Origin of the sequence: Streptomyces sp. NPDC056169 (assembly GCF_042268445.1) — a bacterium.
In the GTDB taxonomy this organism is placed as follows: Bacteria; Actinomycetota; Actinomycetes; order Streptomycetales; family Streptomycetaceae; genus Streptomyces.
In genome coordinates, this window is the sequence record NZ_JBHJUO010000011.1 from 205408 (window position 1) to 232220 (window position 26813).

Annotated in this window: 34 protein-coding genes; 22 read left to right on the forward strand and 12 right to left on the reverse strand. The window is 65.9% G+C overall.

Annotated elements, in window-relative coordinates; genetic code table 11:
* Nucleotides 1-66: 66 nt before the first annotated feature.
* Nucleotides 67-690 carry a DedA family protein gene (locus tag ACFC0G_RS19780; RefSeq protein WP_376405220.1) on the forward strand — a complete coding sequence of 208 codons (624 nt, stop codon included), beginning with the start codon at nt 67-69 and terminating at the stop codon, nt 688-690.
* Here ACFC0G_RS19780 and ACFC0G_RS19785 read toward each other — a convergent pair.
* Together ACFC0G_RS19785 and ACFC0G_RS19790 are read right to left on the reverse strand one after the other, a co-directional pair.
* On the reverse strand, nt 650-913 hold the full coding sequence (locus ACFC0G_RS19785; RefSeq protein ID WP_376404892.1) for a DUF2277 domain-containing protein: 264 nt from the start codon (nt 911-913) through the stop codon (nt 650-652). The genes ACFC0G_RS19780 and ACFC0G_RS19785 overlap by 41 nt on opposite strands.
* A gap of 92 nt (nt 914-1005) precedes the next feature.
* Nucleotides 1006-1227, reverse strand: coding sequence for a hypothetical protein (locus tag ACFC0G_RS19790; RefSeq protein WP_376404894.1), 222 nt, complete (start codon nt 1225-1227; stop codon nt 1006-1008).
* 188 nt (nt 1228-1415) lie between these two features.
* On the opposite strand from ACFC0G_RS19790, the gene ACFC0G_RS19795 reads away from it, so the two are divergent.
* Nucleotides 1416-2174 carry a GntR family transcriptional regulator gene (locus ACFC0G_RS19795; protein WP_376404896.1) on the forward strand — a complete coding sequence of 253 codons (759 nt, stop codon included), beginning with the start codon at nt 1416-1418 and terminating at the stop codon, nt 2172-2174.
* Here the strand turns inward: ACFC0G_RS19795 and ACFC0G_RS19800 are convergent.
* Nucleotides 2116-2925 (reverse strand): MBL fold metallo-hydrolase, encoded by an 810-nt coding sequence (locus ACFC0G_RS19800; RefSeq protein WP_376404899.1) that lies wholly within the window; start codon nt 2923-2925, stop codon nt 2116-2118. The genes ACFC0G_RS19795 and ACFC0G_RS19800 overlap by 59 nt on opposite strands.
* A gap of 155 nt (nt 2926-3080) precedes the next feature.
* Here ACFC0G_RS19800 and ACFC0G_RS19805 point away from each other — a divergent pair, with 155 nt between their 5' ends.
* Nucleotides 3081-3530 (forward strand): lamin tail domain-containing protein, encoded by a 450-nt coding sequence (locus ACFC0G_RS19805; protein ID WP_376404901.1) that lies wholly within the window; start codon nt 3081-3083, stop codon nt 3528-3530.
* A 57-nt stretch (nt 3531-3587) separates the two neighbouring features.
* Here ACFC0G_RS19805 and ACFC0G_RS19810 read toward each other — a convergent pair whose 3' ends face one another.
* On the reverse strand, nt 3588-4121 hold the full coding sequence (locus ACFC0G_RS19810; RefSeq protein ID WP_376404903.1) for a DUF4231 domain-containing protein: 534 nt from the start codon (nt 4119-4121) through the stop codon (nt 3588-3590).
* A 118-nt stretch (nt 4122-4239) separates the two neighbouring features.
* On the opposite strand from ACFC0G_RS19810, the gene ACFC0G_RS19815 reads away from it, so the two are divergent.
* Nucleotides 4240-4431: a hypothetical protein gene (locus ACFC0G_RS19815; RefSeq protein WP_376404905.1), complete on the forward strand. Its 192-nt coding sequence runs from the start codon at nt 4240-4242 to the stop codon at nt 4429-4431.
* A 218-nt stretch (nt 4432-4649) separates the two neighbouring features.
* On the opposite strand, the gene ACFC0G_RS19820 is transcribed toward ACFC0G_RS19815, so the two are convergent.
* Nucleotides 4650-5417 carry a transposase gene (locus ACFC0G_RS19820; protein ID WP_376404907.1) on the reverse strand — a complete coding sequence of 256 codons (768 nt, stop codon included), beginning with the start codon at nt 5415-5417 and terminating at the stop codon, nt 4650-4652.
* Nucleotides 5418-5462: 45 nt separating this feature from the next.
* Here ACFC0G_RS19820 and ACFC0G_RS19825 point away from each other — a divergent pair, with 45 nt between their 5' ends.
* Nucleotides 5463-5780, forward strand: coding sequence for a DUF6221 family protein (locus ACFC0G_RS19825; RefSeq protein ID WP_376404909.1), 318 nt, complete (start codon nt 5463-5465; stop codon nt 5778-5780).
* 131 nt (nt 5781-5911) lie between these two features.
* Nucleotides 5912-6310, forward strand: a complete 399-nt coding sequence (locus tag ACFC0G_RS19830; protein WP_376404911.1) for a hypothetical protein — start codon at nt 5912-5914, stop codon at nt 6308-6310.
* Nucleotides 6311-7173: 863 nt separating this feature from the next.
* Here the strand turns inward: ACFC0G_RS19830 and ACFC0G_RS19835 are convergent.
* Nucleotides 7174-7929 carry a GntR family transcriptional regulator gene (locus tag ACFC0G_RS19835; RefSeq protein ID WP_376404913.1) on the reverse strand — a complete coding sequence of 252 codons (756 nt, stop codon included), beginning with the start codon at nt 7927-7929 and terminating at the stop codon, nt 7174-7176.
* Between the two features lie 78 nt (nt 7930-8007).
* Here ACFC0G_RS19835 and ACFC0G_RS19840 point away from each other — a divergent pair, with 78 nt between their 5' ends.
* The 5 genes from ACFC0G_RS19840 to ACFC0G_RS19860 all read left to right on the forward strand — a co-directional run bounded on the left by ACFC0G_RS19840 (nt 8008) and on the right by ACFC0G_RS19860 (nt 10063).
* A complete protein-coding gene (locus ACFC0G_RS19840; RefSeq protein ID WP_376405222.1) occupies nt 8008-8286 on the forward strand; it encodes a hypothetical protein in 279 nt (92 codons plus the stop codon).
* A 96-nt stretch (nt 8287-8382) separates the two neighbouring features.
* Nucleotides 8383-8595 (forward strand): hypothetical protein, encoded by a 213-nt coding sequence (locus ACFC0G_RS19845; protein WP_376404915.1) that lies wholly within the window; start codon nt 8383-8385, stop codon nt 8593-8595.
* A gap of 196 nt (nt 8596-8791) precedes the next feature.
* Complete coding sequence (locus tag ACFC0G_RS19850; protein ID WP_376405224.1) at nt 8792-9055, forward strand: hypothetical protein; 264 nt, start codon at nt 8792-8794, stop codon at nt 9053-9055.
* On the forward strand, nt 9024-9722 hold the full coding sequence (locus ACFC0G_RS19855; protein WP_376404917.1) for a GntR family transcriptional regulator: 699 nt from the start codon (nt 9024-9026) through the stop codon (nt 9720-9722). Before ACFC0G_RS19850 ends, ACFC0G_RS19855 begins: the two co-directional genes overlap by 32 nt.
* Nucleotides 9719-10063: a hypothetical protein gene (locus ACFC0G_RS19860; protein WP_376404919.1), complete on the forward strand. Its 345-nt coding sequence runs from the start codon at nt 9719-9721 to the stop codon at nt 10061-10063. The genes ACFC0G_RS19855 and ACFC0G_RS19860 overlap by 4 nt, the downstream gene beginning before the upstream one ends.
* Before the next feature lie 120 nt (nt 10064-10183).
* Here ACFC0G_RS19860 and ACFC0G_RS19865 read toward each other — a convergent pair whose 3' ends face one another.
* From ACFC0G_RS19865 to ACFC0G_RS19885, 5 genes are all read right to left on the reverse strand, one after another.
* On the reverse strand, nt 10184-11884 hold the full coding sequence (locus ACFC0G_RS19865) for a response regulator receiver domain (RefSeq protein ID WP_376404921.1): 1701 nt from the start codon (nt 11882-11884) through the stop codon (nt 10184-10186).
* Nucleotides 11885-11958: 74 nt separating this feature from the next.
* A complete protein-coding gene (locus tag ACFC0G_RS19870; protein ID WP_376404923.1) occupies nt 11959-14958 on the reverse strand; it encodes an ATP-binding protein in 3000 nt (999 codons plus the stop codon).
* A 38-nt stretch (nt 14959-14996) separates the two neighbouring features.
* Nucleotides 14997-16478: a DNA cytosine methyltransferase gene (locus tag ACFC0G_RS19875; RefSeq protein ID WP_376404925.1), complete on the reverse strand. Its 1482-nt coding sequence runs from the start codon at nt 16476-16478 to the stop codon at nt 14997-14999.
* A gap of 318 nt (nt 16479-16796) precedes the next feature.
* A complete protein-coding gene (locus tag ACFC0G_RS19880; RefSeq protein WP_376404927.1) occupies nt 16797-17027 on the reverse strand; it encodes an e9imm peptide in 231 nt (76 codons plus the stop codon).
* Nucleotides 17024-17491: an NUDIX hydrolase gene (locus ACFC0G_RS19885; RefSeq protein ID WP_376404930.1), complete on the reverse strand. Its 468-nt coding sequence runs from the start codon at nt 17489-17491 to the stop codon at nt 17024-17026. Before ACFC0G_RS19885 ends, ACFC0G_RS19880 begins: the two co-directional genes overlap by 4 nt.
* An 18-nt stretch (nt 17492-17509) precedes the next feature.
* On the opposite strand from ACFC0G_RS19885, the gene ACFC0G_RS19890 reads away from it, so the two are divergent.
* The 11 genes from ACFC0G_RS19890 (at nt 17510) to ACFC0G_RS19940 (ending at nt 24675) form a co-directional block, all read left to right on the forward strand.
* On the forward strand, nt 17510-18289 hold the full coding sequence (locus ACFC0G_RS19890) for a GntR family transcriptional regulator (protein ID WP_376405226.1): 780 nt from the start codon (nt 17510-17512) through the stop codon (nt 18287-18289).
* A gap of 139 nt (nt 18290-18428) precedes the next feature.
* On the forward strand, nt 18429-18773 hold the full coding sequence (locus tag ACFC0G_RS19895) for a hypothetical protein (RefSeq protein ID WP_024761265.1): 345 nt from the start codon (nt 18429-18431) through the stop codon (nt 18771-18773).
* A 2-nt stretch (nt 18774-18775) separates the two neighbouring features.
* Complete coding sequence (locus ACFC0G_RS19900) at nt 18776-20131, forward strand: FtsK/SpoIIIE domain-containing protein (RefSeq protein WP_376404932.1); 1356 nt, start codon at nt 18776-18778, stop codon at nt 20129-20131.
* Between the two features lie 84 nt (nt 20132-20215).
* Nucleotides 20216-20887, forward strand: a complete 672-nt coding sequence (locus tag ACFC0G_RS19905; RefSeq protein WP_376404934.1) for a DUF2637 domain-containing protein — start codon at nt 20216-20218, stop codon at nt 20885-20887.
* 15 nt (nt 20888-20902) lie between these two features.
* Nucleotides 20903-21079: a hypothetical protein gene (locus tag ACFC0G_RS19910; protein WP_376404936.1), complete on the forward strand. Its 177-nt coding sequence runs from the start codon at nt 20903-20905 to the stop codon at nt 21077-21079.
* A 3-nt stretch (nt 21080-21082) separates the two neighbouring features.
* Nucleotides 21083-21277, forward strand: coding sequence for a mobile element transfer protein (locus ACFC0G_RS19915; protein WP_056639939.1), 195 nt, complete (start codon nt 21083-21085; stop codon nt 21275-21277).
* A gap of 13 nt (nt 21278-21290) precedes the next feature.
* Entirely contained in the window at nt 21291-21446 is a 156-nt protein-coding gene (locus ACFC0G_RS19920; protein ID WP_376404939.1) for a hypothetical protein, read from the forward strand.
* 11 nt (nt 21447-21457) lie between these two features.
* Nucleotides 21458-21790: a SpdD-like protein gene (locus tag ACFC0G_RS19925; protein WP_376404941.1), complete on the forward strand. Its 333-nt coding sequence runs from the start codon at nt 21458-21460 to the stop codon at nt 21788-21790.
* A 172-nt stretch (nt 21791-21962) separates the two neighbouring features.
* On the forward strand, nt 21963-23333 hold the full coding sequence (repSA, locus tag ACFC0G_RS19930; protein WP_376405228.1) for a replication initiator protein RepSA: 1371 nt from the start codon (nt 21963-21965) through the stop codon (nt 23331-23333).
* Nucleotides 23330-23524, forward strand: coding sequence for a helix-turn-helix domain-containing protein (locus ACFC0G_RS19935; protein ID WP_024761271.1), 195 nt, complete (start codon nt 23330-23332; stop codon nt 23522-23524). The genes repSA and ACFC0G_RS19935 overlap by 4 nt, the downstream gene beginning before the upstream one ends.
* Entirely contained in the window at nt 23524-24675 is a 1152-nt protein-coding gene (locus tag ACFC0G_RS19940; RefSeq protein ID WP_376404944.1) for a tyrosine-type recombinase/integrase, read from the forward strand. Before ACFC0G_RS19935 ends, ACFC0G_RS19940 begins: the two co-directional genes overlap by 1 nt.
* Nucleotides 24676-24951: 276 nt before the next feature.
* Here the strand turns inward: ACFC0G_RS19940 and ACFC0G_RS19945 are convergent, their stop codons facing one another.
* On the reverse strand, nt 24952-26247 hold the full coding sequence (locus tag ACFC0G_RS19945) for a tyrosine-type recombinase/integrase (RefSeq protein WP_376404946.1): 1296 nt from the start codon (nt 26245-26247) through the stop codon (nt 24952-24954).
* Nucleotides 26248-26813: the final 566 nt, after the last annotated feature.

Sequence of the window (26813 nt, forward strand, 5' to 3'; positions counted from 1 at the left end):
CACGCACATCCCGGCACCCGCCCGGAAGGGGCTCCCGGACCCCCGCGTAGGCTCTGGCCCGTGAATCTGCTCGACAGCCTCGGCTCGCTGCGGTCGTTGACCGCCGGCCCGTGGATCTACCCGGTGGTGGCGGCGTCGATCCTGCTCGACGTCTTCCTGCCCGTGCTGCCGAGCGGTTTCCTGGTGATCACCGCCGCCACGGCCGCGGCGACGGCCACCGCGGCCTCCCCCGACGTGCCGTCGGTCCTCCCGCTGCTCCTCTGCGCGGCCACCGCTTCCGTACTCGGCGACTTCCTGGCGTACCGACTCGCCCGGCGGGGCGGCGCCAGGCTGGACAGGGCGATCGCCCGCTCGCGCCGCCTCTCCCTGGCGCAGGAACGTCTCGGCACCGCACTGGCCCGGGGCGGCGGGCTGCTCGTCGTGCTCGCGCGCTTCGCCCCGGCGGGCCGCTCCGTGGTCTCGCTGGGCGCGGGCGCGGCCAAGCGGAGGATCAAGGACTTCCTGCCGTGGTCGGCGCTCGCGGGCGTGACCTGGGCGTCCTACAGCGTGGGGCTCGGCTGGCTGGGCGGGCAGTGGCTGGGCGCGACCTGGTTCAGCGCGGGGGTGTCGACCCTCGCGCTCTTCCTGGCGGGCGGCCTCGCCGCGTACCTCATACGGCGTCCGGCTGCGGCTCCGGCTCCGGTCTCCTGACGGCGGCGGGGTGCGCCCCGCGCACCTCCAGGCCGGCGAGGAGCCTCGCGGTCGCCTCGGTGATCTCGTCCACGGCGCGGTCGAAGACCTCGCGGTTGTGGGCGGCGGGCGCGCGGAAGCCGGAGACCTTGCGGACGTACTGCAGGGCGGCGGCCCGGAAGTCCTCCTCGGTCGCCTCCTCGGGCAGCGCGGGCGGTCGGAGCGTCTTGATGCTGCGGCACATGCTTCCAGTGTGGCGCGCCCCACTGACAATCGCCCCGAATCAGCACCTCACCGCACAACACGGCACCCACCCGCCCCCTCCCTCACCTCACCTCACGAGAGGCCACGCCTGCTGCGCGCGTTGATCTCGGCGGCGCGGGCCCGCAGCTCGCGCAGGGGCGTGGCGAGCTGTACGTCGGCGGGGTCGGCCTCCCACTCGGCGCCGCCGTGGACGGTCCGGATCAGAAAGCGCCCGGAGACGCTCTCCACATAGAAGCCGACCCGCCCGGTGGCGGCGTCGCGGATGAGGTCACCGACCTCCGGCAGTGGCTGCACGCATCCCCTCCGTCCCGAATTCCTGAAGCCTGGGGACCACAAGAGAAGCGGCGCCACCCCGCCCTGTCAACGTATCTCTAGAGATGTCCCCCGATGGATGGATCGACCCGGCGGGACGGCGCACACGTGTGCACCCTGGCCCGGGGGTGCGCCTAGGGTGTCCCGCAGATGAAGGGAGTGGTCCACCCGTGACTGACCAGGACAGTGTTCGCCGGCCCAAGTACCAGCGCATCGCCGATGAGTTGAGAACCGCGATCCAGTCGGGCGCCTTCGCGCCGGGCGACCGGCTCCCCGGCGAGAACGACCTCATGTCGACGTACGACGTGGCCCGGATGACGGCGCGCCAGGCCCTCTCCGTCCTGCGCACCGAGGGTCTCGCCGAGGCCCGCAAGGGTGCGGGGGTCTTCGTCCGGGTCTTCCGCCCGCTGCGCCGCCGGGGCATCCCGCGCCTCGCCGGGGACCACTGGGGCAGCGGGCGCTCGGTCTGGTCGGCGGACGTGGAGGACCGGACCCTGGTGGTCGACCAGATCGAGGTGGCGGAGGCGGAGGCCGGCGTGAGGGTGGCGGGGGCGCTGAACCTCGCGCCGGGCGCGCCGGTGTGCGTCCGCAGCCGCCGTTTCGTCCTGGACGCCAAGCCGGTGCTGCTGTCGGTCTCGTACCTCTCCGCGGAGCTGGTGCGCGGGACGGCGATCACGGAGCCGGACACGGGTCCGGGCGGCACGTACGCCCGGCTGACCGAGCTGGGGCACGGGCCGGTGAGGTTCCGTGAGGAGATCCGCTGCCGGATGCCTACGGCGGACGAGTCGGAGCGGCTGGCCCTGGAGTTCGGCACGCCGGTGGTCCTGATCGGGCGTACGGCGTACACGGGCCCCGGGGTCGCGGTGGAGCTCAACGAGATGACGCTCGACTCGTCGTCGTACGTGCTGGAGTACGACTTCGACGCGTGACCTCGAAGCGGGCGCCGGGGTCGGCGTGGGCGACGTCGCCGGGGAACTCGGCGGCGGCCAGGGCGACGGCCTCGGCGGGCTCGACGCCGGACCCGACATGGGTCACGACGAGCCGCCCGGCACCGGCTTCGGCGGCGCTCCGCCCGGCCTGTGCGGCGGAGTGGTGCCCGGCCACGTCCCCATCGGCCTCGCAGACGAACAGGTCGCACTCGCGGGCGAGTTCGACAAGGGAGGGGCAGGGGCGGCAATCGCCTGAGTAGACCAGGGAACGCCCGTCCTGGTCCTCGACGCGCAGCGCGAAGGCGTCGAGGCCGCCATGGTCGACGGCCCGGGCCGAAAGGCTGAGCCCACCGATCCTCGCCACATGCCCGTCGCACAACTCCTCTATGGCGAAGGCGCTTTCGACGGGACTGCGCTCGGCCCCGTTGGTCAGGAACCCGGCGAGCCGGTCGGCGATGCCGGCGGGCCCGAAGAGGGCCACCGGTACCGAGACGTCCAGCCCCGCGTACAACAAGGCGTAATAGGCGGTGAGCAGGTCGGCGCTGTGGTCGGCGTGCAGGTGGGAGATCCAGACGGCGTCGATGTCGCCGAGAGCGGCGTACCGCTGGAGCTCGGCGAGGGTACCGGTGCCGGCGTCCACCCAGACACGGACGCCGCCGCCCTCGACAAGGTACCCGGAGCAGGGATTGCCGGGCCGGGGAAAGGGGGTGGCGGACCCGAGAACGGTGATCCGCAGTACGTCACGATCCATGACCCCAAACTAGGCGAACGCCACCCCGCCCTCCCCTTCCTCCTCCCCCTCCCTCCCCCTTGGCCGAACTTGTGCGGAAGGGGTGAAGGACGTGCGTATCCTGTGTGCTCGCCGGGCCCCATCGGCGGGTGCCCGGCAGAAACTGAGGGACATTCATGCTTCGTGCACGCACGCTCGCGGCGCTGACCGCGGCCGCCGCTTCCGGCGTCCTGCTGCTGCCTTCGCCGGCCCAGGCCGCCGGCTCGGTCCACCTGTACAAGATCTACTACGACAGCCCGGGCTCGGACCTGCGCTCGAACACGAGCCTCAACGGCGAGTACGTGCAGATACGCAACACGACCGGTGCCGCGGTGAACCTGCGGGGCTGGACGGTCACGGACGCCGCGAACCACAAGTACACCTTCGGGTCCTTCACCCTGGGCAAGGGCAAGATCGTGACGGTCCGCACGGGCCGCGGCACGAACACGTCCGCGAACGTCTACCAGAACCGCGGCGCGTACGTCTGGAACAACGACAAGGACACGGCGACGCTGCGCAAGAGCAACGGCACGTGGGTCGACAACTGCTCGTACAACTCGACGCGGGTCGACTACAAGTGGTGCTGACCCCGCACCGCACCTGACGAACCGCGGGCCCCGGCGCACCCGGGGCCCGCGGCCGCCTCAGGAAGGCTCCGACTCCTGCCGGGCGGCGGGAACCCCATGCTGCGCCACATCGGCATTGACCTGCCCACCAAGCGTCATCACGTTCAACGTCGCCGAATTCTCACCGGCGATGGCCCGCTCGACCCGGGCGACGAGCGCGGAGAAGGCCTCGCGCCTCGACAGGCCGTGGTAGGGCCCCACTTTGGTCTCGAAGTACACGCGCTCGTGCCCGAGCAGCTGCTCGGTCGACCGGTAGTTCTTCCACTGCTCCCGGTACCGGTACACGCTCTCCAGCGACACGGCGGCGACGACCACGACGCTCAGCACCGTGGCCGTGACCCGCGCGAACGCGAGGTCCACGTTCACGAACACCGGCACGAGCGCCCCACCGACGACGGACACGGTCCGCATCCGCAGATGCATCGCCTTCATCCGGGTCGCCTTGGTGTCGTACCACTCCTGGTACTGCACGAGCCTGGTCTCGATGTACCGCTGCGGCGTCATCTCACCGCTCTGCACCGCGGATTCGGGCGCGTCCCCCACCTCAGCCATGCCCCGGAGTACACCCGCCCGATCAGGCCCACGTCAACTCTCCCCATTCCCCCACGCCCCACCCCGCCCCAAGGTACGTTCATCCCACCTTCGACCAGTGACCCTCAGGGAGGACACCATGGCCCACCCCCTCCGCACGACGAAGACGACCGAGTCCGCCATCGCCCTCGCCCTCCTCGCGGCAGCCGCGGCAGCCCTGGCCCTCCCGGCAGCGACAGCCACCACGGCCAGCGACCGGGAGACCGGCACGGTCAAGCCGGTCGTCGAGGCAAGCGCCGGGGACAAGAAGGTCGAAGTCATCAAGGCCTGACCCGACCACGCTGCCGCCGGCCGATGTCAGCGCTCAGGGCTGTCCCGGCACTGCTCGCGCCGGCAGTCGTCGCCTCGCCGGCTTCCATCTCCGGCATCGCCACCGTCCCGACGCACAGATCACGCTGCGGGCAGGGGCAGGTAGCTACGCCTAAGTCCTGTCCCGTAAATGATCTCTGAGCCGTGTGGACGTGGTCGGTGACCAACCCGACTGCCCGTCTATCCGGCGAGGTTGAGGTTGTGGAGTCGGGCGATTCCGAGCATGGCGTGGTGGGCGCCGTCGCCCTTGAGGCGGCAGTCGCGGAGGATCTTCCAGGTCTTCATGCGTGCGAAGACGTGCTCGACGCGGGCTCGGACCTGTTTGTGGGACTTGTTGTGGGCCTGTTTCCAGTCGGGCAGCTCTTCGCCTTTGCGGCGGCGGTGGGGCATGACGAGCCCGGTGCCTGGATAGCCGCCGTCGGCGATCGTCGTGGTCGTGCCGACGGCGGCCTTCGCACCGGACTCCTCCCACGCCTTGCAGTCGTTGCGGTTGCCGGGCAGCGGCCGGCCGACCAGCACGACGAGCCGGGTGTCAGCGTCGATGACAACCTGGTGGTTGGTGGAGTACCGGTAGTTCTTGGACTGCTCGGCGATGGTGTGATCGCGGGTGGGCACCAGAGTGCCGTCCACGATGAGCACGGTGTCCTTGCGGAATCGCTTGCGGGGCTGCAGCGCGAGCGACGGGCCGAGGTCATCGATGATGCGGTCGGCCGCGGACTTCGAGATCCCGAAGAGCGGGGCAAGCTGGCGCAACGTGAGGTTCGTGCGCCAGTACGCCGCGACAAGCAGCACCCAGTCTTCCAGCGGAAGGGACCACGGGCGGCCCTTGCGCACCGGATCCGCACCCTCGCGGCGCAGTTCAGTCACCAACTTGCCGAAGACACGTGGGCTCAGCCCCGTGAACGGGGTTATCCAGGACGACTCCGACGCCGTGATCACACCAGACACCACAAGATCGTTTCATGGTGCCGACACAACGTCGAGAATGCTCCCATGGCTGAAAAGCTGGTGAAGTTTCTCAAGGCGCGGCTCGACGAGGAGGCCGACTTGGCACGACGCTGCGACGGCGACGGATGCGGGGAATGGTCTGCCCACGGACACACGGTCGACTTCTGCCAGGTTGACCTCTCCGGATTCCACCCCACGATTGCTCTGCATGTGGCACTGCACGACCCGGCCCGCGTCCTACGCGAGGTCGAAGCCAAGCGGCGCATCCTGGCCCGTCACGCCCGCGACCCCTGGCCGTGCCACGACCTACGTGACCTTGCCTCGCCTTACGCCGACCATCCTGACTTCCCCGCACGGGCCTGAAGCGGGGCAGGACACGAGCAGAGGACCCAGCAAGGCCGCATGCTGGACCGCGCGTCGCCCTCTGAAGATCGTTTACGGGACAGCCCTTAGGATCCGCGTTCGGCGGTGAAGATCGGCGCGAGGGAGCGATCGTGGAACAAGCGTTGTATGTCCGGTTCCAGGGAACGGTAAGGCATTCACGAGGACACTTCCCCGGCGTCTTCATTCTTGCCAATGAGCTCGCGGCACAGGGCAAGTTGACCGACGAGCAGTACCGGTTCTGGAGGTCCAACAACGACTGGTACGACGCCAATTACACAAATCCGAGCACAATCGACCCGGATGTGTACGACCCCGAGGTGAACCCCGGCGCCGTGGCCTGGTTCAAGTCGTCCGCTGAAGGTCTCATCAAGCGTGTGGACGGATACCTGGAGCTTCTCGCCGCACACGGTGTCGAGTGCCGTCGCTTGGCGTCGTCGAACCCCGGCCGGGTCATCTACGAGGACGAGAATCAGATCGTGGTCGCCCCGGCAGGAAGACCGGGCGCCTGACCCGTCCCGTCTGCCGTCGACCCACACATATGTGGCGCGAAGGAGATACCAAAGGCCCCTCGCCATGATCGGCGAGGGGCCTTTGCACTGGTGGGCGCGGACGGTTTCGAACCGCCGACATCTGCTTTGTAAGTTCGCTTGGGCCCGCCGTCCAGAGCCCTCGCCCGCACGTCACCACACCGCTGGCGACCGCTCGACACCGCCCATGTCCGGGCCCGTTGATGTCAGCTGTAGATGTCAGCCTCGCGAGTCAGCAGACCCCGTCATCGCTTCTTCCGGAGCTTCCGCATCTTCGCTTCGGCCTCCTTCTTCTTCCGCTGCTCCACCCCGTACGCGGACCACGGCCCCTGATGCTTGGCACACCGCGAGCTCCCGATGACCGCCTTGCTCTGGCACCGGCCTCCGCTCTGCGTCGGAGCACCACACTTCGACTGGACCATCCCGACCCCTTCCGTCTCCGGCATCGCCATCGATCAGACCTCGGAATGTTCCCAGCGCCAGCCACGCCAGGGGAGGCGCAGACAACGCGGACAGGAGCACGGACGGCACACGACGTCACGGGCTCGGCGCGTCTCGCGCATCGCCGTAGGTCAGTCCTTCTGTGCTGACCTACATGGGGTCCCTGTGCCCCCCAATAGGCGACATCTGAGCCGGCCCTGCCTCGGCCGACCACTCAGCACTCTGCCGCGCGTCGGCATCCAGCTCTGCACGCTCCAAGGCCGCGATCGCCTTCCGCCGCCACCGCACGGTCACAACCGTGGCGAGCACCCCCACCAGCAGAGCAGCAACAGGCGCACCCCATGCCAAGGCGCCCATGAGATACCCGAGTGGCTCCATCGCTTTCCCCCTAAAGCGGCGTTCCGTCAGCGACTGACGGGAACCTCATAGACGATCTCGCACAGAGCAGCTGGCAGCACGATGTCAGCCGTCTCCACGGGCCGCCCCTGGTCGCTGTAGTACGTCCGGCGGATGTGCGTAACGAGGGAAGCCCTCTGAACCCCGAGGAGCGACGCCTCCTCGGCGGTAGCCTGCCGCGGCTCCGGCTGCTCCACTGCATGGCTGACCGTGATGCCAATCTCGGCCATGCGATTCGCGACGCCCACCCCAGCGTGCGGCCCTCCCTCGGGAAGGACGACGACTGTGCCGGCGGTGAGGTCGTACGGCTCCCAGCTCGTAGACAGCTGTACGGGCCAGCCGTCAGCAAGGAACTCGTACACGGTGCGAACGCACAGGTCCCCTTCGGCGATACCGAGACGCGCCGCGATCTCCGCCGGCGCAGGAACCTTGGCCTCGGTCCGGCTCTCCCAGTCACCCAGCTTCCCAACGGCCTTCATGTCGGCACGGAACGGAGAACCTCCACGCTGTTCGCGCGCCGACGACCGGACCACGCGCACACGCTGACGGGGTTCGGCCACGTACGTACCGGAGCCCGCCCGGCCTTCCAGGACCCCTTGGGAGATCAGTAGCTCCTGAGCCCGGCGCACGACGTTCTCCCCGACGCCGCACTCCTCGGCGATCTGGGCACGCGAGGGAAGCCGATCCCCCGGTGTCCACTCCTGCTCCGCGATCTTCTGCCGGAGTACGTCAGCGATGCGGAGATATGGCGGCTGCTCAGGCATATGGAAAATCTAGTCCACTAGCTCTAATCTAGTTAACTAGCTTCACGCAACGTGATCACCGGTGACGGAGGCTCCCCTGTGCCTGCTTCGGACGTAACCGCGGAGGACATCGCCGCCCGGTTGTCCGCCATCGGACTCACCACGCGCATGGAGCAACACGCCGCACACACGTCGATCGAAGCGGAGGTACCGGAATCCCTCCCGGCCGAGTCATGGCGGGAGGCCCTGGAAGTGGTGGCGGAGGCCGATCGATTCGGGCTCGTCGCCACCAGCCTGAACGGCCGCACCTTATGGGCCGCCGTACACAAAGCGGTCCCCGCGACAGGCGACGTCCGGGGACCTGGCCATCAGCGCTAGGAGCTGATCAGCGTGCTCAACCGTATCCGCCGCGCCATCACGCGCACCAGAGAGCGGTACCTCCCGAAGGGCCGACACCGCCGCGCCTTAACGCCCGTGCACCCGACGGTCATCCACCTCGGACTCTCCTCCCGACCGACGCTGCCGACGGGCCAGCGCCGAGACCGCACGGAAGTCCTCCCGGGCGAGGACACCGCGCTCGTCCGCCCGTACGTACTGGCCAGCGAGGAACGCGCACGGCGACGCCAGGCCGCCGCACCTCACGACCTCCTCACGCTCACCTGGTTCGCTCCGACGGAGGCCCTCTGATGCCTCGCCGTCACTTGCCACGCGTGACACACCCCGCCACCCCCTACCGATCGAGCGCATGCCGGATCGGCACACACCACAAGTGCGCCCACTCCTCCCCCGCCGCGGCGCCGGTCGGCATCCCCGTGATCTACGAGGCATGCGACTGCCCCTGCCACTCGGCGAGCACCCGGCACACCCCGCCGGAGGCACCCCAGTGAGGGGATGGGCGCCCAGCGGCGCGCTGGCCGCCAACGTCGAGATCACCTCGACCAGCGTGCAACGGGGAGACGTCATCCAGATCGGCGGTCAGCCGTGCCGCGTGGCCGACCTCTTCCAACTCCCCGGCGGCGCCAAACGCCTCCTCTTCGAATCGGGCGAGCTGCTGACGATGCACACCCGGACCCGACTCATCGCCCTGCGGATGATGCGAGGCGGTGACTCGTTCCGTGCCTTCCCGCCGCCACACCATCGCCGATGACCTCCGAATCCAAATCTCGACGGGCCGTCTGAAGGCCGGCGAACGCCTCCCCTCGGAAACCCAGCTCGCCGCCCACTACAAGGTCAGCACGCCGACCCTGCGGAACGCCCTCGCGCTCCTCCAGGCCGCGGGACTGGTCGAAAAGGTCCACGGCAAAGGGAACTTCATCCGTTCCCCACTCCGCCGCATCACGTACACCGGCGGTGGCCGCACGCCCTTCGATCCCACACTCCAGGTCAGCATCCGCACGACCAACCTCCGGGCGCGGGGGCATCTCAGAGCCCTACTGAGGGTCTCGTCCAACAGCCCTTTGACCGAGTTCCTCTGCGTCACCCACGAGGGAATGTCGCCCCACAGCCTGGCCCGCATCTACGTCCCCCGCGACCTGGCGCCGACCGTCCAACTCGGCTTGTCGGGCGGGCTCCAGGGAACGGAGGCGACACCAACCAGGATCCGAGAGACGGTCACCGCCCGCCTCCCCACCCCGGAGGAAGCGACCACACTCAGGATCAGCTCCGCTCTGGCTGTACTCGCGATCACCAGCGTCGCAACCGACGCCACCGACCGCGTAGTAGAGGCCGCGCTCCTGGTCCTCCCCGGCGACCGCGCCGACGCAGTCTTCACCGCCCACCTGACGACCGAAGAAATGAGGGAGACGGAAGGATGACGCCTCACAACGAACTGCGGCTCCTCCCTTGGTCAGGCCCCGACGGCAAACCGTGCTTCCTGAGCACCGCCGTCCCCAACAGCCGCCTGTCCCGCCTGGCCGACACCACCGAAGCGATCCAGCTCAACCTGGCGGCCGACCTCCTGGACCACGCGGCCGAGAAGCTGAACAACGGGGACGCCGACCTAGAAGGGCTGCGAGCCCTCGCGACGGACCTCAGTGAAGCCTTGCAGGACACGTTGCGAGTAGCAGAAAGCCGCGGTCACCGCCTGCTGGCTCCCGGTCCGGGCCCCCGTGCCGACGGCACCGAAGACCCCACGCTGCCGGCGGCCTTCGGCTAGCGAGTTACGTCCCCATGCAACTACGAGTAGCCCCGGACTCGCCCCCGGGGCTTCTCTGCACTCGGATCCGGAAGCCCGTGTGGGATGACGGCAGTCCAGCGGAATGGGCTGGAGGACCTTTCACTTTCGCTGGCTGGCGGCACGCAGGATGGACGCCTCGTCGAGACCCACTCGACTAGCGGCAGCACCGAGGTCGTTCAGCTTGCGATGAGCGTGTTGAAACCGGAGTTCCGCCACCCAGACCCAGGGCTTGCGTTCCGAATCGAAAAAGACGAACTGAGTGTGCCGACCAGACCTCTTCCGGGAACGGACAACCCCACTCGTGTCGCCGGCGAAAGTATGACGCACCGTGTCGTAGTGTTTTCCTGTGGAGAAGGCAAGATGAAGGCGCTCTCCTTCAGGACTCAAGGCAACGAGATCATAGCGGTCCGAAGAACTCACAGATTTGAGAGCAACGAAGGGGAACGGGCGTTCACCGCCGACGCGGACCGTGTCACACAGAGGCATGGAACAGAGCAGATAGATCTTCTCTCGCCCAGCCCTCCCTCGAACTACTGTGCCTTCCGTCAGGATGGGAGTTCGATCTCCGGGGAACGGGGACGGATCATTGCGGGCCAAGCATGTCAAGCGCGCAAAGTCGTAATCCAAACCCTCAGCGGACCCGTCGGAAGCAAGTATGCCGGTGATGGTCTCTTTGAATTCTCGCCCCAGATTGAATTTATGGCCGGTCGCAACCTGATTGGTCACCTCAAATTGACCCCGATGATCACTGCCGGAAATGGCATCTACCAGTTCAATCTTGGATATGACAGCGGCCTTCTTCTTGACGATCAACTCGACTTGATCGGCAATATGCTCTTTGGCCCAATGTACGATCGCCTTGGGTTCCATCCATCTGCGAACGTCGGCGCTATCCAGAAGAGTTTTGATCTCATCAGCGATCAGGCGAACAACGAGCTCTTCACTTTCGGGTCCCCCCTCGTAGAACCGATGCGAGAGGAATGGCTTGTCCAGGCCAACGCTGAAGCGTGTGAGGAGTCGGTGCGCATCAGCTCTTACAGCCGCGAGCGATGCCACCGCAACATTGCTAACCAAGCCAGAGGTGAGTACAGCGAACTCCTCAACGAGCTTCTGAGGCAAGTCACTTTCTTCGACCTGGAGACCCGAATCTACCGACCCGATTGTCAGGCCACCCGCCTTCGCGAGAACCACAACGCGCATGCATCCGCAGTCAAGCCAGCGGGAAGAGTCGCTGGGGCCAGATGACGAAAGGACTGCGTCTCCGAGATGGCCTTGGATCGCTCGAAAGACGCTTTCCAGGTCTGGATGGCTGGTATAAAAGCACACCAGCCTCAGACGCCCCTGCCCCAGCTGATCCTCTGCCGCGACCTCGGACAGCAAAGCTAGCGCCGCTTGACCGTCGCCGGCGTCGTTTAGCTGCCAGTCCAAGACAAGCACATCCGCGCGGCGTGCTGCCCTAACAAGCCTCCTATTGAGCGTGCCGTCGTCCTGCTCGTCCTGAGTCGGACGAAGCACTGCACAAGTGAGGCCAATATCTGCACTCGCATCGGTGAGCACCGACACATCCAGCGAGGCGCCCCCAGGCTCAAAATCCACCGAACTATCGAGCGACTCGGATGGAGAGCCCCCGAAATTGGGCTCGATCAGCCCCGTTACCTTTTCCTGTTCCCCATACGTAGCACGATCGTCGACGACCACAATCGTGTGGAGAAACTCTTGAGCCGCACGTATGCAAAGATCCCGGTAATCCGCAGCTGAATCTACGGGATGCAGAGAAGACGACATTTCAGTCGCTGCCATCTGTGCGGTCTCCTGTCATTCTATTACGCGACGAGTCGGGGTGCGGCGAATGAGTTGGTAACAAGGAGTAATCCTTAGGCGTCGAAGTCCAGAGCTAGCGTGTCCGCGATTTCCTGCTCCTTTGATGAAGATTTTGAATCATCGTGCGGCTCTCCGAGGGTGAACCTGGCTCCACCGAGAGGTGAGGTCGATAGAGACAAGGACCACGCATCCTTCTTCAGGACATCTCGGCTGATGTGCAAGCCCATTCCGCGACCATTCGGCTTTCGAGAAAATCCGAGCTCGAAAATTCGCGCTTGGTCTACTGTCGGGACACCCGGACCGTTGTCCTCTACGATCCATTGTCCGTTCCTATAGTCGAGGCGAAGCGTCCGCGGGTTTCCGCGAGTGCTGAGCCAATAGATGGCGTTATCGACCAGATTCACGAAGACTGGGTAAAGCGTCGACGGGTAAGCTCGCACCTTTGCAGCGCGGAACTCCGCGGTGGCCTCGAATTGGATACCCTCCTGTGTGATTCGCTCCTGGAACAGGTCAAGGAGAAAACGCTCTACCTCCGCCCCCTTCATAATCGTGTCTCGCCTGTAAAGCCGTCGGTTTAGAGGAGTGAACAACCGAAGGTAGGCATCCAGGTGCTCGAAACTAGCTCGAAGATCAGCGTAGACCGGGCGCAGCGCCTTATTGGCGTCTGCCCATGACTTCAGCCTGCGAAGATTATTTCGAACCGCGCGAATACTTGAGGAGAACTCATGGTTGATTACCTGAAGTGCCAGCCCGAGCTGCGCAAGCTCGAGATCTTCATCGGCTCGATCTCGCAGCGAGACCACTTCTTGCTCTAGAGATCCGATTACATCGACGAAATCTCCCTCGGAGCGGTCCCCTTCAGTTCCGAGCGCCATATTGGCGCGATCAATTAGCTGGTTGAGTTGCGCCAAATCCCGCGACAGAGCCCCGTCGATCCTGTCTTCCAGGCTTCGGCGAATATCGGCAATATCTTGATCACTAAGACCGTCGGTGTTTACGCTCGCCAGTTCAAGTAGCACATGCCGACATTCGTCCTCGAAGGACTTCCGCTTCTCTGCTGCTTGACGCATTAGCGTATCGCGAATTGCCTCGGCAATTTCAGCGGCCTGTCGGTGTGTGCGACCCAGTGTCCCTTGGGCGTCGGAGATGCGAGTCTTGATTCCGGACTCAAGGCGCCGGCGCCTGTCGAGAGCGGAACCCAATCGTTCGGCTGCTGCAGAGCTGCGCCTCTCGATCTCTCTTCTAATTTCATCCAGGAGGCCGCGCTCCAGGACTTCGAACTCGCGCTGGTAATTGTCCCAGTCCTGAGCCACGCTCTTCGGGATTGCCACCCCTCTGGGCCTGGACACTCGATAGCTAGATCGAATCTCAATCACGGCTCGAAGCGCACGAGTTTCGGCCACAACAACCTTTTCAGAGGCTCTGGCGAGGTCTGTGTCTGACGTGGCATCGGCGAGGCTGACCTCAAGTTCCCGCAGAAGGGACCCTACCTCGCGTTCCGGTGCTCCTTCATTTAGGCGTCGCTCCGCTTTGTGTAGATCACGGCGGAAATCGGCTCGCCGCGCACGCGATTGCTTGTCGTGTCGCCGGCGAGCCTCGGCCTCGCGTTCGAGTTCGCTTCGGGTGATTCTCCAAGAATCGTCCGTGCTATCCTCACGAAAAAAATCTCGTGCTGTCTGCACGAGAAAGTTCTGAAGTAGATCTCTAAATTCGCGGTAGGCTGCGTTGGCGCGGAACCCTTCACGACCCGCCTTTTCCTGCAGGCGGAAGTTTTCCTTGCTATCGATTCCGACGACACCAAACATGCGTCGGTACGACCAGAAATAGTCAGAGGCACTTTTGCTGCGTTCGCGCTCAATATCTAGCCAGTCGAAGTCGCTTCGTCCGTAGGGAAGCATGCGAACTCTGTCACGGTAGACATAAAGCCCTCCGACGCGGGCAAGTTTGCGTGCCAATCTGTTGAAGTCTTCGTCTCCAAGGCGTGATTGACTCTTATTACCTTGAACGTAAGCAAGGTTGAGGTTGAACTCTCCACAGAGAGTCCTATTTCCACGCGACCCGGGCCAGTGAACTACGTGAGAAACAGGTTCTCTGCCGTACACGGACACCTGTCCCGTGAATTGGCCGTATTCGTCAAAGCGACCTGAGATTTGATGATCTGCAAGTTGGAAATCCTGCGGCGTGAAAAACTCGCCGTCCCCGATGACGTCCAGAGTCACTTCGCGCGAGCGGTGGTCGTAAAAATGGGCGACCATCGGCGGGGGCGGGTTTCCGGGAACCATCGTGTCGCTGAATCCGATTAGCGTCCTGAAAAGAGGGGACGCCTCTTGATCATCCTTTGGATCGCCGCTCACATCGTAGGCCAGCATCTCGTCTGTCGGCGTGATCCAGAACTGAGTTCCTGATGCTTCCCGAAGGCTCGGTCCAGCCATTCGCTGAGATAGAATAGCGGGGTCAAGATCTTCCAGTGCTGAGATCTCATGTTGGACCATCTGCGCGATGTTCTCGGTGATTCGCCCTTCGAGAATTCGGAGATTTTCTCGAACGGACCGCACGAGCTCGTGAACGTCATCCCGGCTGGGCAGCTCACCAATTGGAATCCGGCGAACGGGGATTTCAACCTCTTCTAGATCAATTCCCGGAGCCGTAAAGAGAGTCCAATTGACTAGCGAAAAGGTCAGAAACGGGTCATTGGCGCTTCGGGTCAGAACCATAACTTGAGGTCCAACCGCAGCAACTGCCAAACGCCCAATACCTTTCTCGCCTAGGATCGGGCGTTGCTCGCCATGGCTGGAATGCAGTGACGATCCTGCATTGACTTTGCTCTCTGTTCCAACGACGAGCCACTTTTCAAGAAAGTCGCGGTGAGTCATGCCGAAACCATCGTCGCGAATCACGAGAACATTCTCATCACGAAAGTAGTCGCCGATGACGTTTTCGGCGTAGGCATCGTGCGCGTTCTTGAAAAGCTCATTGATTGCCGTAGGAATTCCGGCGATCTGTTGACGTCCAAGCATATCGACTGCACGGGCGCGGGCTTTGAACGTAGCCATTTTATACAGACCTCCGGTTAGTGGTTTCCCTCGGGCCACTAGGCTTTCGCGGCAGAAATCTTAAGTTGTTTGATCCGTGGCGTCTTATCTTCAAGTATGTTATGAGGGCTGAGCGTCGTTCCCGGCAGCACGAACTGACTCGGCTTCGGTCGGGTTCCGCCCAGTATCCAGCTGCATACCCAAGCCAGTTGATGGCTAATCAGAGGGGGAACAGCATCGCCGACGTGGCGGTACGCGTTCTGCCGGCTGGTTCCCTCAAAATCGTATGTACTGGGAAATCCTTGTAGCAGCGCGAGTTCTCGCACAGTACACAGGCGATCCTGCTGCGGGTGCGTGTATCGGCCGTTTCCGACATGGCTGCATTCACGCTTGATTACCGGCGCAGGTGCATCCCATGCCATACGTCCGTACACATCGCTGAAGTGATTCGTGCGAGCCGCTTCAACCGACCGTCGCATTGCTGGCGTAGCCAGCTCGATCGTGTCAGGGCTTTCGAAGAGGCTGATCCAGGATCCGCCGTCCGTCGGAATAGCCTGGATCCGGCGCAGAACTGCGTCCGTCACATTACTGCTGACATGCGATCGATCTGCTTGGTGCGCTTGGCCGGCATGGACCTCGGGCAGGTCGTAAATTGCATGTCGCACGGTGGTCGATTTAGGATCAACCTTCCATCCAGCCCAGAGGTCATCAAGGGTGCGGAGGGAGAGTTCCGCAGCTACTGCGACGATGATGGAGCGCTCTCGGCGTTGCGGCAGGCCCATCTGATCGAGACGGTAAACCTGAGAGTGCACCGAGTATCCCAACTGCTCAAGTTGGGAAGTTAGATTTTCAGAATGCGAGCGAAAAGACCCTCGGATGAGCTCTCTGGCGTTTTCGAGAACGATGATCTTAGGTCTGAGAGCTGCGGCGAAATCAGCCACACGCCCTACTAGACTATTACGGGGATCATCCTCGCTGTGATTCTTGGGAAGAGTGCGAGTGAAGCCGGTACAGGGAGGGCAAGCAAGCAAAACGGTAGGATTGCGAAGTTTACCTTCTTGTCGAACCGCTTTATGCAAGTCGGAAGCACTTATTTCCTGGAGATCGTACTCCAGAGGTTTGACTCCGATGTTGCGTTCATAAGTGTCATTGCAATCGAGCGTACTTCGGCTCGGCTTGCTCTTCTGGGCGTCCACCGCTGCCGCAACTCGAAATGCCGGATGGGCGTGAAACCCCCAGCTCATTCCCCCTGCGCCGCTGAACAGGTCAACAACCGTCCAGCGCCTATCGCGCGCGCTCACTGTCCCTGCAGCAGGACGGCCGCCCGGAGGGACAGCTCTGCGCTCGATTGGGGACAGTGGATCAAGGACGCGTGCATGTGGAGATGGTAGCTTACGCAGCCCTGGCTTCTGGGCTCTTGGTACGGGTTCTGCCCCGAGACCACTGGGGGTGTACCGGCCCTTCCCGCATGGTGGTGGTAGCCCCGTTGAGGTCGGCGGAGCGGCTTTGGCCGGTGTCCTGCCCGGTTTGGGGTCGAGCATGATCAGGGGGCCGTACGCTCGTTGGCAACTCGGTCAGGTCTTTGGGCCTGACCGCAATGTGATCGAGTGGCCCCCTGGTCTTGCTCGACGCGGGACCCGAACCGGGGAGGTGGGTAAAGCCGTGGAGCCGACCGCCCCAGCCACAGAGGGGTTCACCGCCCATCAACCCGAGCTGTCAGGCGTGCGGACGGCGGTCGGGCTGGAGCGGGGCGGAGACAGGAGCGCAGGCCCGGGCGACGGGCCGCACGCGCCGCGCCGTGCGCGGCGGGTGCCTTGATGAAGTAGAGAAAGTCTTATCGCGCTGTGATGTCTGGGCTCTCAGAGGGCGATCGACATATAGGCCATGGCTCTGTCCACGATCTTCTCTGCCGTCGGCTCCGGATCGGGGTCCCAGTAGACGTAGTCGCTGATGTGCGGGCATGCCAAGCCTCGTTGCAGCGCTTCCAGGATCTCCGAGGACTCCTCATCGGGTGTCTCGGGGTTCAGCACGCGTTGAACGAGGGGGATCGCTGCTTTGCGGCTCATCCTCGATGCGGGCTGCGCGGTCACTGCTGCGCGATCAGGTGGCGTCCGTCGTGGCTGCGGACATGTGGGCCATTCCCATCGACCGCGTCCAGGAGGCGGATCGCGTAGACCTCGGACATTCGGTCCTCGATCTCTGCCGGTGTTAGCCAGTCGACCGCGGTCGACTCGTCCGACGTTCGCTCGGTGCCGCCTGACGGCTTGCAGCGGAAGACCAGGGCGACGATGCCGCGCGTCGTGTTCTTGTAGACGCCTGTCAGCTCGTCCACCTCTACGTGAATGCCTGTCTCCTCCAGGACCTCGCGGGCGACGCCGGCCTCGGGGGCCTCCGTGAGTTCGAGGACTCCGCCCGGGAGTTCCCACGTTCCGTTGTCCGCTCGGCGGATCGCGAGGAGGCGCCCGTCGTCGCGGACCACTGCTCCCGCCACCGACACGGAGTGCAGTGGCGTTGACTGGGCTTCGCGGGCGCTGTTACTCATGTACAGGAGCATAGGAGAGTGAGTAGGACCGTGGGAACTTCAGTGGGAGGTGATCGGGCCGTACCGCGGTACGTGCAGATCGCCAACGAGATCGTTCAGCAGATCCGGGCCGGCATCCTCAAGCCCGGCGACATGGTGCCCAGTGAGTCGGAGCTCGTCGAGCGCTATGGGGTCGCCGGGGGGACCATTCGTAAGGCCATGGTCGAGGTGCGGGCTAGTGGCCTCGTGGACACTCGGCACGGGAAGGGTTCGATCGTTAAGGATCGGCCTCCTGTGCGGCTCCGCTCCTCGGATCGGTTCCGTGCCTCGCACCGGCGGGGCGGTAAGGCCGCTTACCTCGCTGAGTCCGCACAGTCCGGCGCCACCGCCAAGGTGAGTGTTCTCTACATCGGGCCCATGGAAGCGCCGGCGGGCATCGCCGAGCGGCTTAGCGTCGACGCGGGTACACAGGTGCTCGCGCGGCGGCGTCTGTACTTCCGGAACGGGACCCCAGTCGAGACAGCCTCGTCGTACCTGCCGTGGGATGTCGTCAAGGACATCCCTGAGCTGTTCGCCGAGAACCCTGGGCCTGGCGGCATCTATGCCCGGCTCGAAGACCACGGGCACACCTTCGTCGAGTTCGTCGAGACGCTTCAGGCGCGGCCGGCCGCGAAGGCAGAGGCTTCGGAGCTGGCTCTGAGTCCCGGAGCTCCTGTGGTTCATCTGCTGCGGGACGCGGTGACCAAGAAGGGGCGCGTCGTCGAGGTCTGCGACACCCTCATGGCCGCTGACCAGTTCGTCTTCCAGTATCGGATCCCCGCCACCGACTGACGCTCGCTCAACTCCCCACAGCCCGCTGCGGTTTCTTCTTCGCAGCGGGTTGACTCATGTACAGGAGTCAGGCACTCTTCTTCATGTCACTCCTATACATGAGTGATGGAGTTCATCATCTATAGAGGAGTGATCCACTGTGCGTCAGATCCCCGTCGACACGTCCACCGCGATGGTGATGGTGGCCCAGCCCCCGGCCCCGAAGATCGCGAACCGGCAGACCGGCGAGGTCGCCACCGACCGCGAGACCGGCGCGACGCTGATGACCGTTGACGTCATGTTCGTCATGGACGGCAGCGCCGAGATCCTGAACCTGGTCGTGCCCTCGACCGGGGTCTCCGGCGAGCTGACGATGGGCACCCCGGTCGCCCTGACCGGCGTCGTCGCCCGGCCGTGGGAGAACGAGTTCAACGGCCAGAAGCGCCACGGCATCAGCTTCCGCGCCGTCGCCGTCACCTCCCTCGCCGCCGCGAAGGCGGCCTGATCATGACCGGCTTATCGGTCGCCCTCGCTCTGGTCGCCTCCGTCGCGCTGCTGCTGCGGTGGCAGCGTCCGGCCTGGTACTGGATGACCTTCGGCATCCTCTTCGCGCTCGTGCGGGTCCTCGGCCGGTACTCCTCCGTGATGGACGCGTGCGGGTTGACCGTCCCGCCCCCTCGCTGGCGCCTCGCGCTGGCGCGGATGACCAGCCGGCCCGTCCCAGAGGCTCGGGCGCCTCGGATCCTGCGACTGCGGCCCACCCGAACGGGGCTGGTGCTGCGGGTGAAGCTCCGGCCCGGTCAGGACGCGTTCGACTTCTCCGCCGCGTCAGACCGGCTGCGACACTCGTTCGTCATGCGGAACGTCACCGCCCGGGAGATTCGATCCGGTGTTGTCGAGCTGCGGATGACCGGTTACGACGTCCTCAAGCGAGTCCAGATGCCCTCCCTGCCGGGTGGTGGGGTGATGCGGGTTCCGGTCGCCATGAGGGAGGACGGAGAGGTCTACTACCGCGACTACCGGCAGATCCCGCACGCGCTGAACGTCGGTGCCACTCAGTCGGGCAAGTCCGTCTATCAGCGCAACCTTGTCGCCGCTCTCGCCGCGCTCGATGTTGCCCTGGTCGGGATTGACTGCAAGCAAGGTGTCGAACTCGCGCCGCTCGCACGTCGGTTCACCGCCCTCGCCGACAATCCCGACATTGCGGCCGACCTCCTCGACGCGCTCGTCGGGCACATGGAAGACGTCTATCAGCTCATCCGACGCGAACAGCGGCTGAGTGCGGATCTCCCTGATGCGGATATCACCGCGGACATCTGGGACCTGCCCGATCACCTCCGCCCGACCCCGATCGTCCTGATGGTCGACGAGGTCGCCGAACTCGCCCTGTTCGCCACGAAGGACGAGGAGAAGCGCCGGGATCGGATCATCACCTCCTTGGTCCGTCTCTCCCAGCTCGGCCGCGCCGCCGGCATCTATCTGGAGATCTGCGGGCAGCGCTTCGGCTCCGAACTCGGCAAGGGCATCACCATGCTCCGTGCCCAGCTCACCGGCCGTACCGCCCACCGCGTCAACGACGAGACCAGCGCCAACATGGCCTTCGGTGACATCGCCCCGGATGCCGTGCTCGCCATTGTCCAGATCCCCACCGACCGGCCCGGTACCGCCGTCGTCGGTGACGCCTCCGGCGGCTGGGTTCGCATCCGTACCCCGCACCTCACCCTGCGACGGGCCGTGAACACCTGCAACGCGCATGCCGGCCGCACTCCGGAGATCCCCGCGCTGGACGCCTTCCGGCCCGTCCTGCCGCCCCTGGCCAAGGCTTCGGAGCCTTCCGCCGCCGCGGCTCCCGCAATCGCCTGACACCCCTCGCTCCACGGCTGGCGCGACCGCCTCACGCCCTGTCCCTACCCCTCCCATGTCCAAAGCCGGAAGGAGGACCCCGCGATGCGCTCGACACTGCGACCCGACGCCGTTCTCGTACAGGCCGTGATCGCCGGTGCCCTGTCCTTCGCCCACCTTCACGACCTCGCCGAAGCGGCCGGCCAGACCGGATGGAAGGCGTGGGCCTACCCCGTCTCCGTCGACCTCCTGCTCGTCGCCGCCTGGCGCCGTCTCCGAAGCCTCCGGGCCGCTGGTGACTCGGCCCGCTCCGCGTGGACCTGGTTCACCGTCGCCCTGGTCGCGTCGCTCGGCGCGAACGTCGCAACCGCCGGCCTCCTCGACCTCACCCACGTGCCCGACTGGTTGCGCATCCTCGTTGCCGGATGGCCCGCCCTCGCCTTCCTCGGCGGCACCCTCCTCGTCCACACACCGGCCGTGCCCACGCCGGCGCCTCATCCCGTGGAACCCGTAGCCGTCGACACGGTCATCGGGCGAAGCGACTCGTACGAGCCGGATGCCGGTCCCGCATCTCCGTCAGCGCTACCCGTCATCGAGCCGGAGCCGGAGCCCGCAACCACCGCCCTCGCTGTCCCTCCAGCTCTGGTCGCTCACGCCCAGAAGGTCGCTGACGACCACCGCGCCCGCACCGGCTACCCGATCGACGCCGACACCCTGCGTACCCGCCTCGGCGTCCCGTCCCAGATGGCCGACGCCATCACCGCCCAACTCGTCTGAAGGGGAGATCCATTCATGCGCGACTCGACCCGGCACGCATTGGAGCGCGCCGCCGAACTGACCCGGAACAACCGCCTCGTGGACGCCATGGCCATCGCCGAACCGGTGATCATCGCCGCCGACGAGTTCGAGTCGGCCGAGATCCGCCAGTGGCTCCGCGAGCACGCCGACGACTTCTCGAAGGAGGTCTGAGCGATGGCCCCTCGCGATCACTTCCACTCCGTGATGCGGATCGGCCCCGTGCAGATCGGCACCCACCGCGACCGCCACGGCCACACCAAGTACGCCGCCGTCTGCACCGCCGACCGCTGCGGCTGGTCCTCCGACTACTCCAGCTCCTCCGCCGCCCAGCTCGCCGCCCGCACCCACCGCTGCCGCATCGCCAACTGAACGGATACCGCTCGTGGACGTCCCGCTCTGGCTCGCCCTGGTCGTCGTGGGCGCCCTCGGCATCAAGCTCATCCGCCCGCCCTGGTGGCTCGTCGTCGTGATCCTCCTCGGCGGCTACCTCCTCGCCGACAGCGTCCTGACGCCGCTCATCGACCCGATCACCAAGTAGGGAGACCCGCCATGTTCCGACCGCGCATCCCGGTCAACCCGCTCCCGACCGGCATCGTCAGCCCGCTCATCCAGCCGACCGCCGCCACGGCGACCCACATCGAGTCGGCCACCTGCCACCACGCCCACACCCCGGCCCCGGCCTCGCCGCGGGCTCAGGTCCCGGCCGTCCGCCTCACCCCGACGGGCCTCGTCACGGTCGTCGCCGGCGGCGCCGGACTCGTCCTCATCGTCGGCACGGTCCTCGTCTCGATGCTCCTCGCCGTCGCCATCAGCGCCGCCTCGGTCGCCGTCTGCGCCGTCGTCATGCGCTCGCTCCTCAACAGCCAGCACAAGCACCGCTAGTCGGGCTCCCGGGCGGCCTCAACCGCCAAGTCTCCGCCGCGCGGGAGCCCCGCCCCTACCCAGTCCAGAGAACCGGAAGGCGCCCGCCCATCATGGCCGACCACCACGACTCCCACTTCACCCTCCGCCCGGCCTCCCCGGCGGTGGCCGCGTGATCAAGACCCCGCCCCTCATGGGACTGGACTCGGCCACCCTGAGCGACATGCTCCGGGTGGCTGCGTCCCCCGGGTACGACCGCTGGAAGGAGCAGATCCACCGCACCGGCGGCTGCTCCAGCCCCATCCACCTCACCGGGTGGACCCTCTCCAAGGACAAGGCCACCGGCGAGACCCTCCACCGCTACTCCACCGACACCGAGCCGGACGGGCGCCTCCGCATTGCCTGCGGCAACCGCCGTGCCTCCCGCTGCCCCTCCTGCGCCTGGACCTACGCCGGCGACACCTACCACCTCATCCGCGCAGGCCTTGCCGGGGACGACGGCCGCGATATCCCCACCGCCGTCCGCGACCACCCCCGTGTCTTCCTCACCCTCACCGCCCCGTCGTTCGGACCGGTCCACAACCGTCCCGATACGCGTCCCTGCCGCTGCGGCATCTGGCACGCCGAGGACGCGGCCGAGTTGGGGAATCCCCTCGACCCCGCGTCGTACGACTACGAAGGCGCCGTCCTCTTCAACAACCACGCCGGACAGCTCTGGCAGCGGTTCACGACCCGCCTCCGCCGAGAGCTCGCCGCCTCCGCGGGACTGTCCCAGCGAGCGCTGAAAGACGTCCTCCGGCTCGCGTACGGGAAGGTGGCCGAGTTCCAGAAGCGGGGCGCCGTCCACTTCCACGCCGTGATCCGGCTCGACGGACCCGACGGACCGGACACCCCGCCCCCGTCCTGGGCCACCACCGAGCTCCTCAGCCAAGCCATCCACACCGCCGCCGCCCACGCGTACACGACGATCACCGTCCCCGCCGTCGGCAATCAGCCCTCACACCGACTGCGCTGGGGCACCCAGCTCGACATCCGGCCCGTCAAAGCCTTCGGCGACGGCTCCGACATCACCGAACAGGCCGTCGCCTTTTACATCGCCAAGTACGCCACCAAAGCCGCCGAGACCACCGGCAGCCTCGACCGCCGTGTCGGTAACCGCGAAGCCCTGCTCCTCCTCGGCGTCCCCGACCACACCCGCCGCCTCGTCGAAGCCTGCTTCGACCTCGACCCGCTCTACCCGGATCGCCGGCTCCTGGCCTGGGCCCACATGCTCGGCTTCCGCGGCCACTTCTCCACCAAGTCCCGCCAGTACTCCACCACCCTCGGCGAACTGCGCCAGACCCGCGCCGACTACCGCGCCGCCCAGGAGCGCACCGCCCGCGGCCTGGACGCCATCGAGCCGGACACCGTCCTCGTCCTCACCTCCTGGCAGTACGCCGGCCAGGGCCACTCCCCCGGTGAAGCCGCCCTGGCCGCGTCCATCGCCCGGGACATCCAGCTCAACCGCGAGACCGCCCGCGAGGCCCTGCGCGACCAACTGGCCCTGGAAGGAGCCCCAGCATGACCACCGCCACTGCCCCCGCCGAACTGCTGACCGTGCCCCAGGTCATGGCGCTCCTCAAGCTCGGACGCTCCACGGTCTACGACCTCATCCGCTCGCGCCGCCTGACCTCCATCACCATCGGGCGGGCGCGGCGCGTCCCCGCCGATTCAGTACGGGACTTCATCAATCACGAGATCGAGGAGGCAGCCTGATGGCCACCCCGCGCAAGCGCAACCCCAACGGCTCCGGCACCATCACCAAGCGCCAGGACGGCCGCTACCAGGCCGCCGTCTACGTCCTCCAGCCGGACGGCACCCGCGCCCGCAAGTACGTGTACGGCAAGACCTGGGCCGACTGCGACGCCAAGCGCCGCGCACTGCTGGACAAGGTCGACAACGGCATCCCGGTCCCCACCCGGTCCATGAAGCTGGCCGAGTGGCTGCCGTACTGGCTCGACAACATCGTCAAGCCCCGTCGCAAGCGGACCACGGCCGCCAAGTACGAGGTGCACGTCCGGCTCTACCTCGTCCCGATGATCGGCTCCAAGCGGCTGGAGTCCCTCAGCGTCGCCGACGTACGGAAGTTCGTCGTCGCGTTGGAGAACAAGACCAGCGCCGCCACGGCGAAGGAGTCGCATCGCGTCCTGCGGACGGCTCTCACCGCGGCCTGCCGCGAGGAGCTCGTTACACGGAACGTCGCCACGCTCGTCGAGCCGCCGACAGTGGCGGATCGGGACCTGGACCCCTGGTCTCTGGAGGAGACGCTCGACTTCCTCACCGCTGCCCGGAAGGACCCGCTGTACGCCGCGTTCGTGCTCGCCATCGCGCTCGGCTTCCGTCGTGGTGAGGTCGTCGGTCTTCGTTGGGAGAACGTCGACCTCGACAAGCGGGAGATCCGGGTCAGGACTCAGCGTCAGCGGGTCGGCGGAGAGGTGTATGAAGACGACCCCAAGGGTCGGCGCCGCAAGCAGACGCTTCCCCTGCCCGGGATCTGCGTCGCTCCCCTGCGATGGCAGCGTCTCAAGCAGGCCGCTGCCCGCGAGCTCGCCGGAGAGAAGTGGGAGGAGACCGGATACGTCTTCACCACCCGCACCGGCAAGCCGATCGAGCCGCGCAACCTCTACCGCTCGTTCACCCGCGTCGCGAAGAACGCCGGCCTTCGCGTCATCCGGCTGCACGATGCCCGTCACGGGACCGCGACTCTCCTCACCGCCGCCGGCGTCGCTCCCCGCGTCGTCATGGAGATCCTCGGGCACAGCCAGATCGCTGTCACGATGAACGTCTACGCCCACGTCGTCCAGGACACGCAGCGGGAGGCCGTCAGCCACATGGACCGGCTGCTCAGGAGGCGTCCGCGGTCGTGATCGACCGTCCCCGTTGATGTCAGATGTAGATGTCAAAGGCCCCAGACCATGATCGGTCCGGGGCCTTTGCACTGGTGGGCGCGGACGGTTTCGAACCGCCGACATCTGCTTTGTAAGAACCCGTGGAACGGGCGTGAGGCTCAGTGAGTCTCAATGAGCCCTGGTGAGGCGGGTGCAACACCCGGACAGGACCCAAGAGTGAGGCTCCGTGAGGCTCAATGAGTCTCCGTGAGGGGGTCTTGTGGCATCTATGTGGCATCCCGTGGCATCCATGCCTCACGACACCGCCCGCAGGTGCCTGCCGCTGACCAGCGCCAACCGTACTTCCTCGACCAGCTCAGGCCCCGCGTGCTGGTACAGCCACGTGACGCGACCGCCGCGCTCGTGCCCCATAACGACCTGGACATCCTTCTCCGGGACACCGGCGTCCTTCAGACGGGTGGCGAAGGTGTGCCGCAAGTCGTGCACCCGCGGCCAGAACTCCATCCGCCCCGTCTCCGGGTTCTTCACCTGTCGAGCCAGGCCAGCGGCCTTGATGGCGGGGATCCAGTGCCGGCGGAAGTTCGGGCGGGTGAGGGCCCCTTCGAGCTCCACCTTCACGCCGTCCTTGCCCTTCCGCTTGGTGCCGGACAGCGGGCCCCGGAAGATCAGCTCCTCGGGGTGCATACCGTCGTCGATGGCCGACTCGGTCGCGGTGGGGTTCCACTTGTCCACCATCACCTGAACCGCGGCGACAGCGGCCGGCGTGAGCGGCACGGTTCGGAATCCGGCCTTGGACTTGGGCGCGGGCTTTCGACGGATCTTGCCCCGGTCGTCGATGAGAACTTCCTTCACCTTCACCGTGGCGGCGTCCAGGTCCACGTTGCAGAGGCGGAGCGCGGTGTACTCGCCCCAGCGCATCCCTGTCTCCTCGGCGAACACTACCAACGGCAGGTAGTACTCACTGAGATGCTTCCGAATTAGTTCGCACTGCGCCGCGGTGGGCGGAATGAGGTCGTCGGGGTGCTTGGCCGGTGCCGGGGACACCTCGATGTCGAGGGTGGGGTTCACGGTGATCCGCCGGTCTCGGAGCGCCGCGACCATCAGGTGGCGCAGCAGCTCCAGCACCTTCTTCTGGGTAGCGTGGCCCTTCACTTCGTTGGTGATCCAGTCCTGGACCTGGATCCAGGTGATGCTGTTGAGCTTCCGCCGGCCCCACTTCGGCTGGACGTGCACCGTCCAAGCGGAGAGCTTGCGGTTCTGCGTCGTCACCGACTTGACCTTGACGGTGGGCCACCAGATCTCCCACCAGTCATCGACCGTAATGGCGCCGCGCTTCGGGTCCTGGTACGTCCCCTCACGGACCTGGGTGCGGACCTTGTCGAGGTGCGCCAGGGCCTCCTTCTGGGTGGGGAAGGTCGGCCCGCACTGCTTGCCGTCCGGGTCTCGGTAGCGGGCCTGCCACGAGCCGATGCAGTCCCGCCGGCTCTTCCGGGCGCCGTACTTTTGCTCGGGGTACTTCTCCTTGCACGGGCCGCAGCCACAGCCCTTCTCTCGCAGCTGCCGCGGGTTGTTCGCTGCTCTACGCGCCATGGCGCTCACCCTCCAATGCGGCAGTTGCAAGGAACGCTTGGGCGTCCTGATGGGTGGCGAAGCTCACGGCCCGCTGCCTCCCGTCGGAGGCGCGGTAGCGAACGTGCCACTGGCCCAGACACGCGGCCCGTGGCGGCCTAGCGCCGTACTGCTCCGGCGGGTAGTCGATGAGGCATTCCTGGCATCCGCACTGGGGGCTGGACGCCTGCTCTGGTTTACGCGCCATGGTGGGTCACCTGGCCACTCCTCCGCTGAATGGGAACGCGGGGCATGAGGTCAACAGGCGCCCCGCACCAGCAGATTGCACCGTCCAGAGGCTGCTCGACAGCCAGTTCCTCAAGGACAGCCCGAAGGGCTACGAGAGAGGTGTCCTGGCGGAGCGCGTCGGGGAGGGTGACCGTGTTTCCGACGGGGTCGTACGGCCGGAAGTTAAGCGGGTCGAGAGGTGCGAAGCGGACGCGAAGACACATGGGAATCCCCCGGGCAGGCAGGCGACGACGTTTGACCGTCGGCCATGGGGGAGGGCAGGCCGCTTGACCGACCGTACCCCCTTGTAGGTGAATATG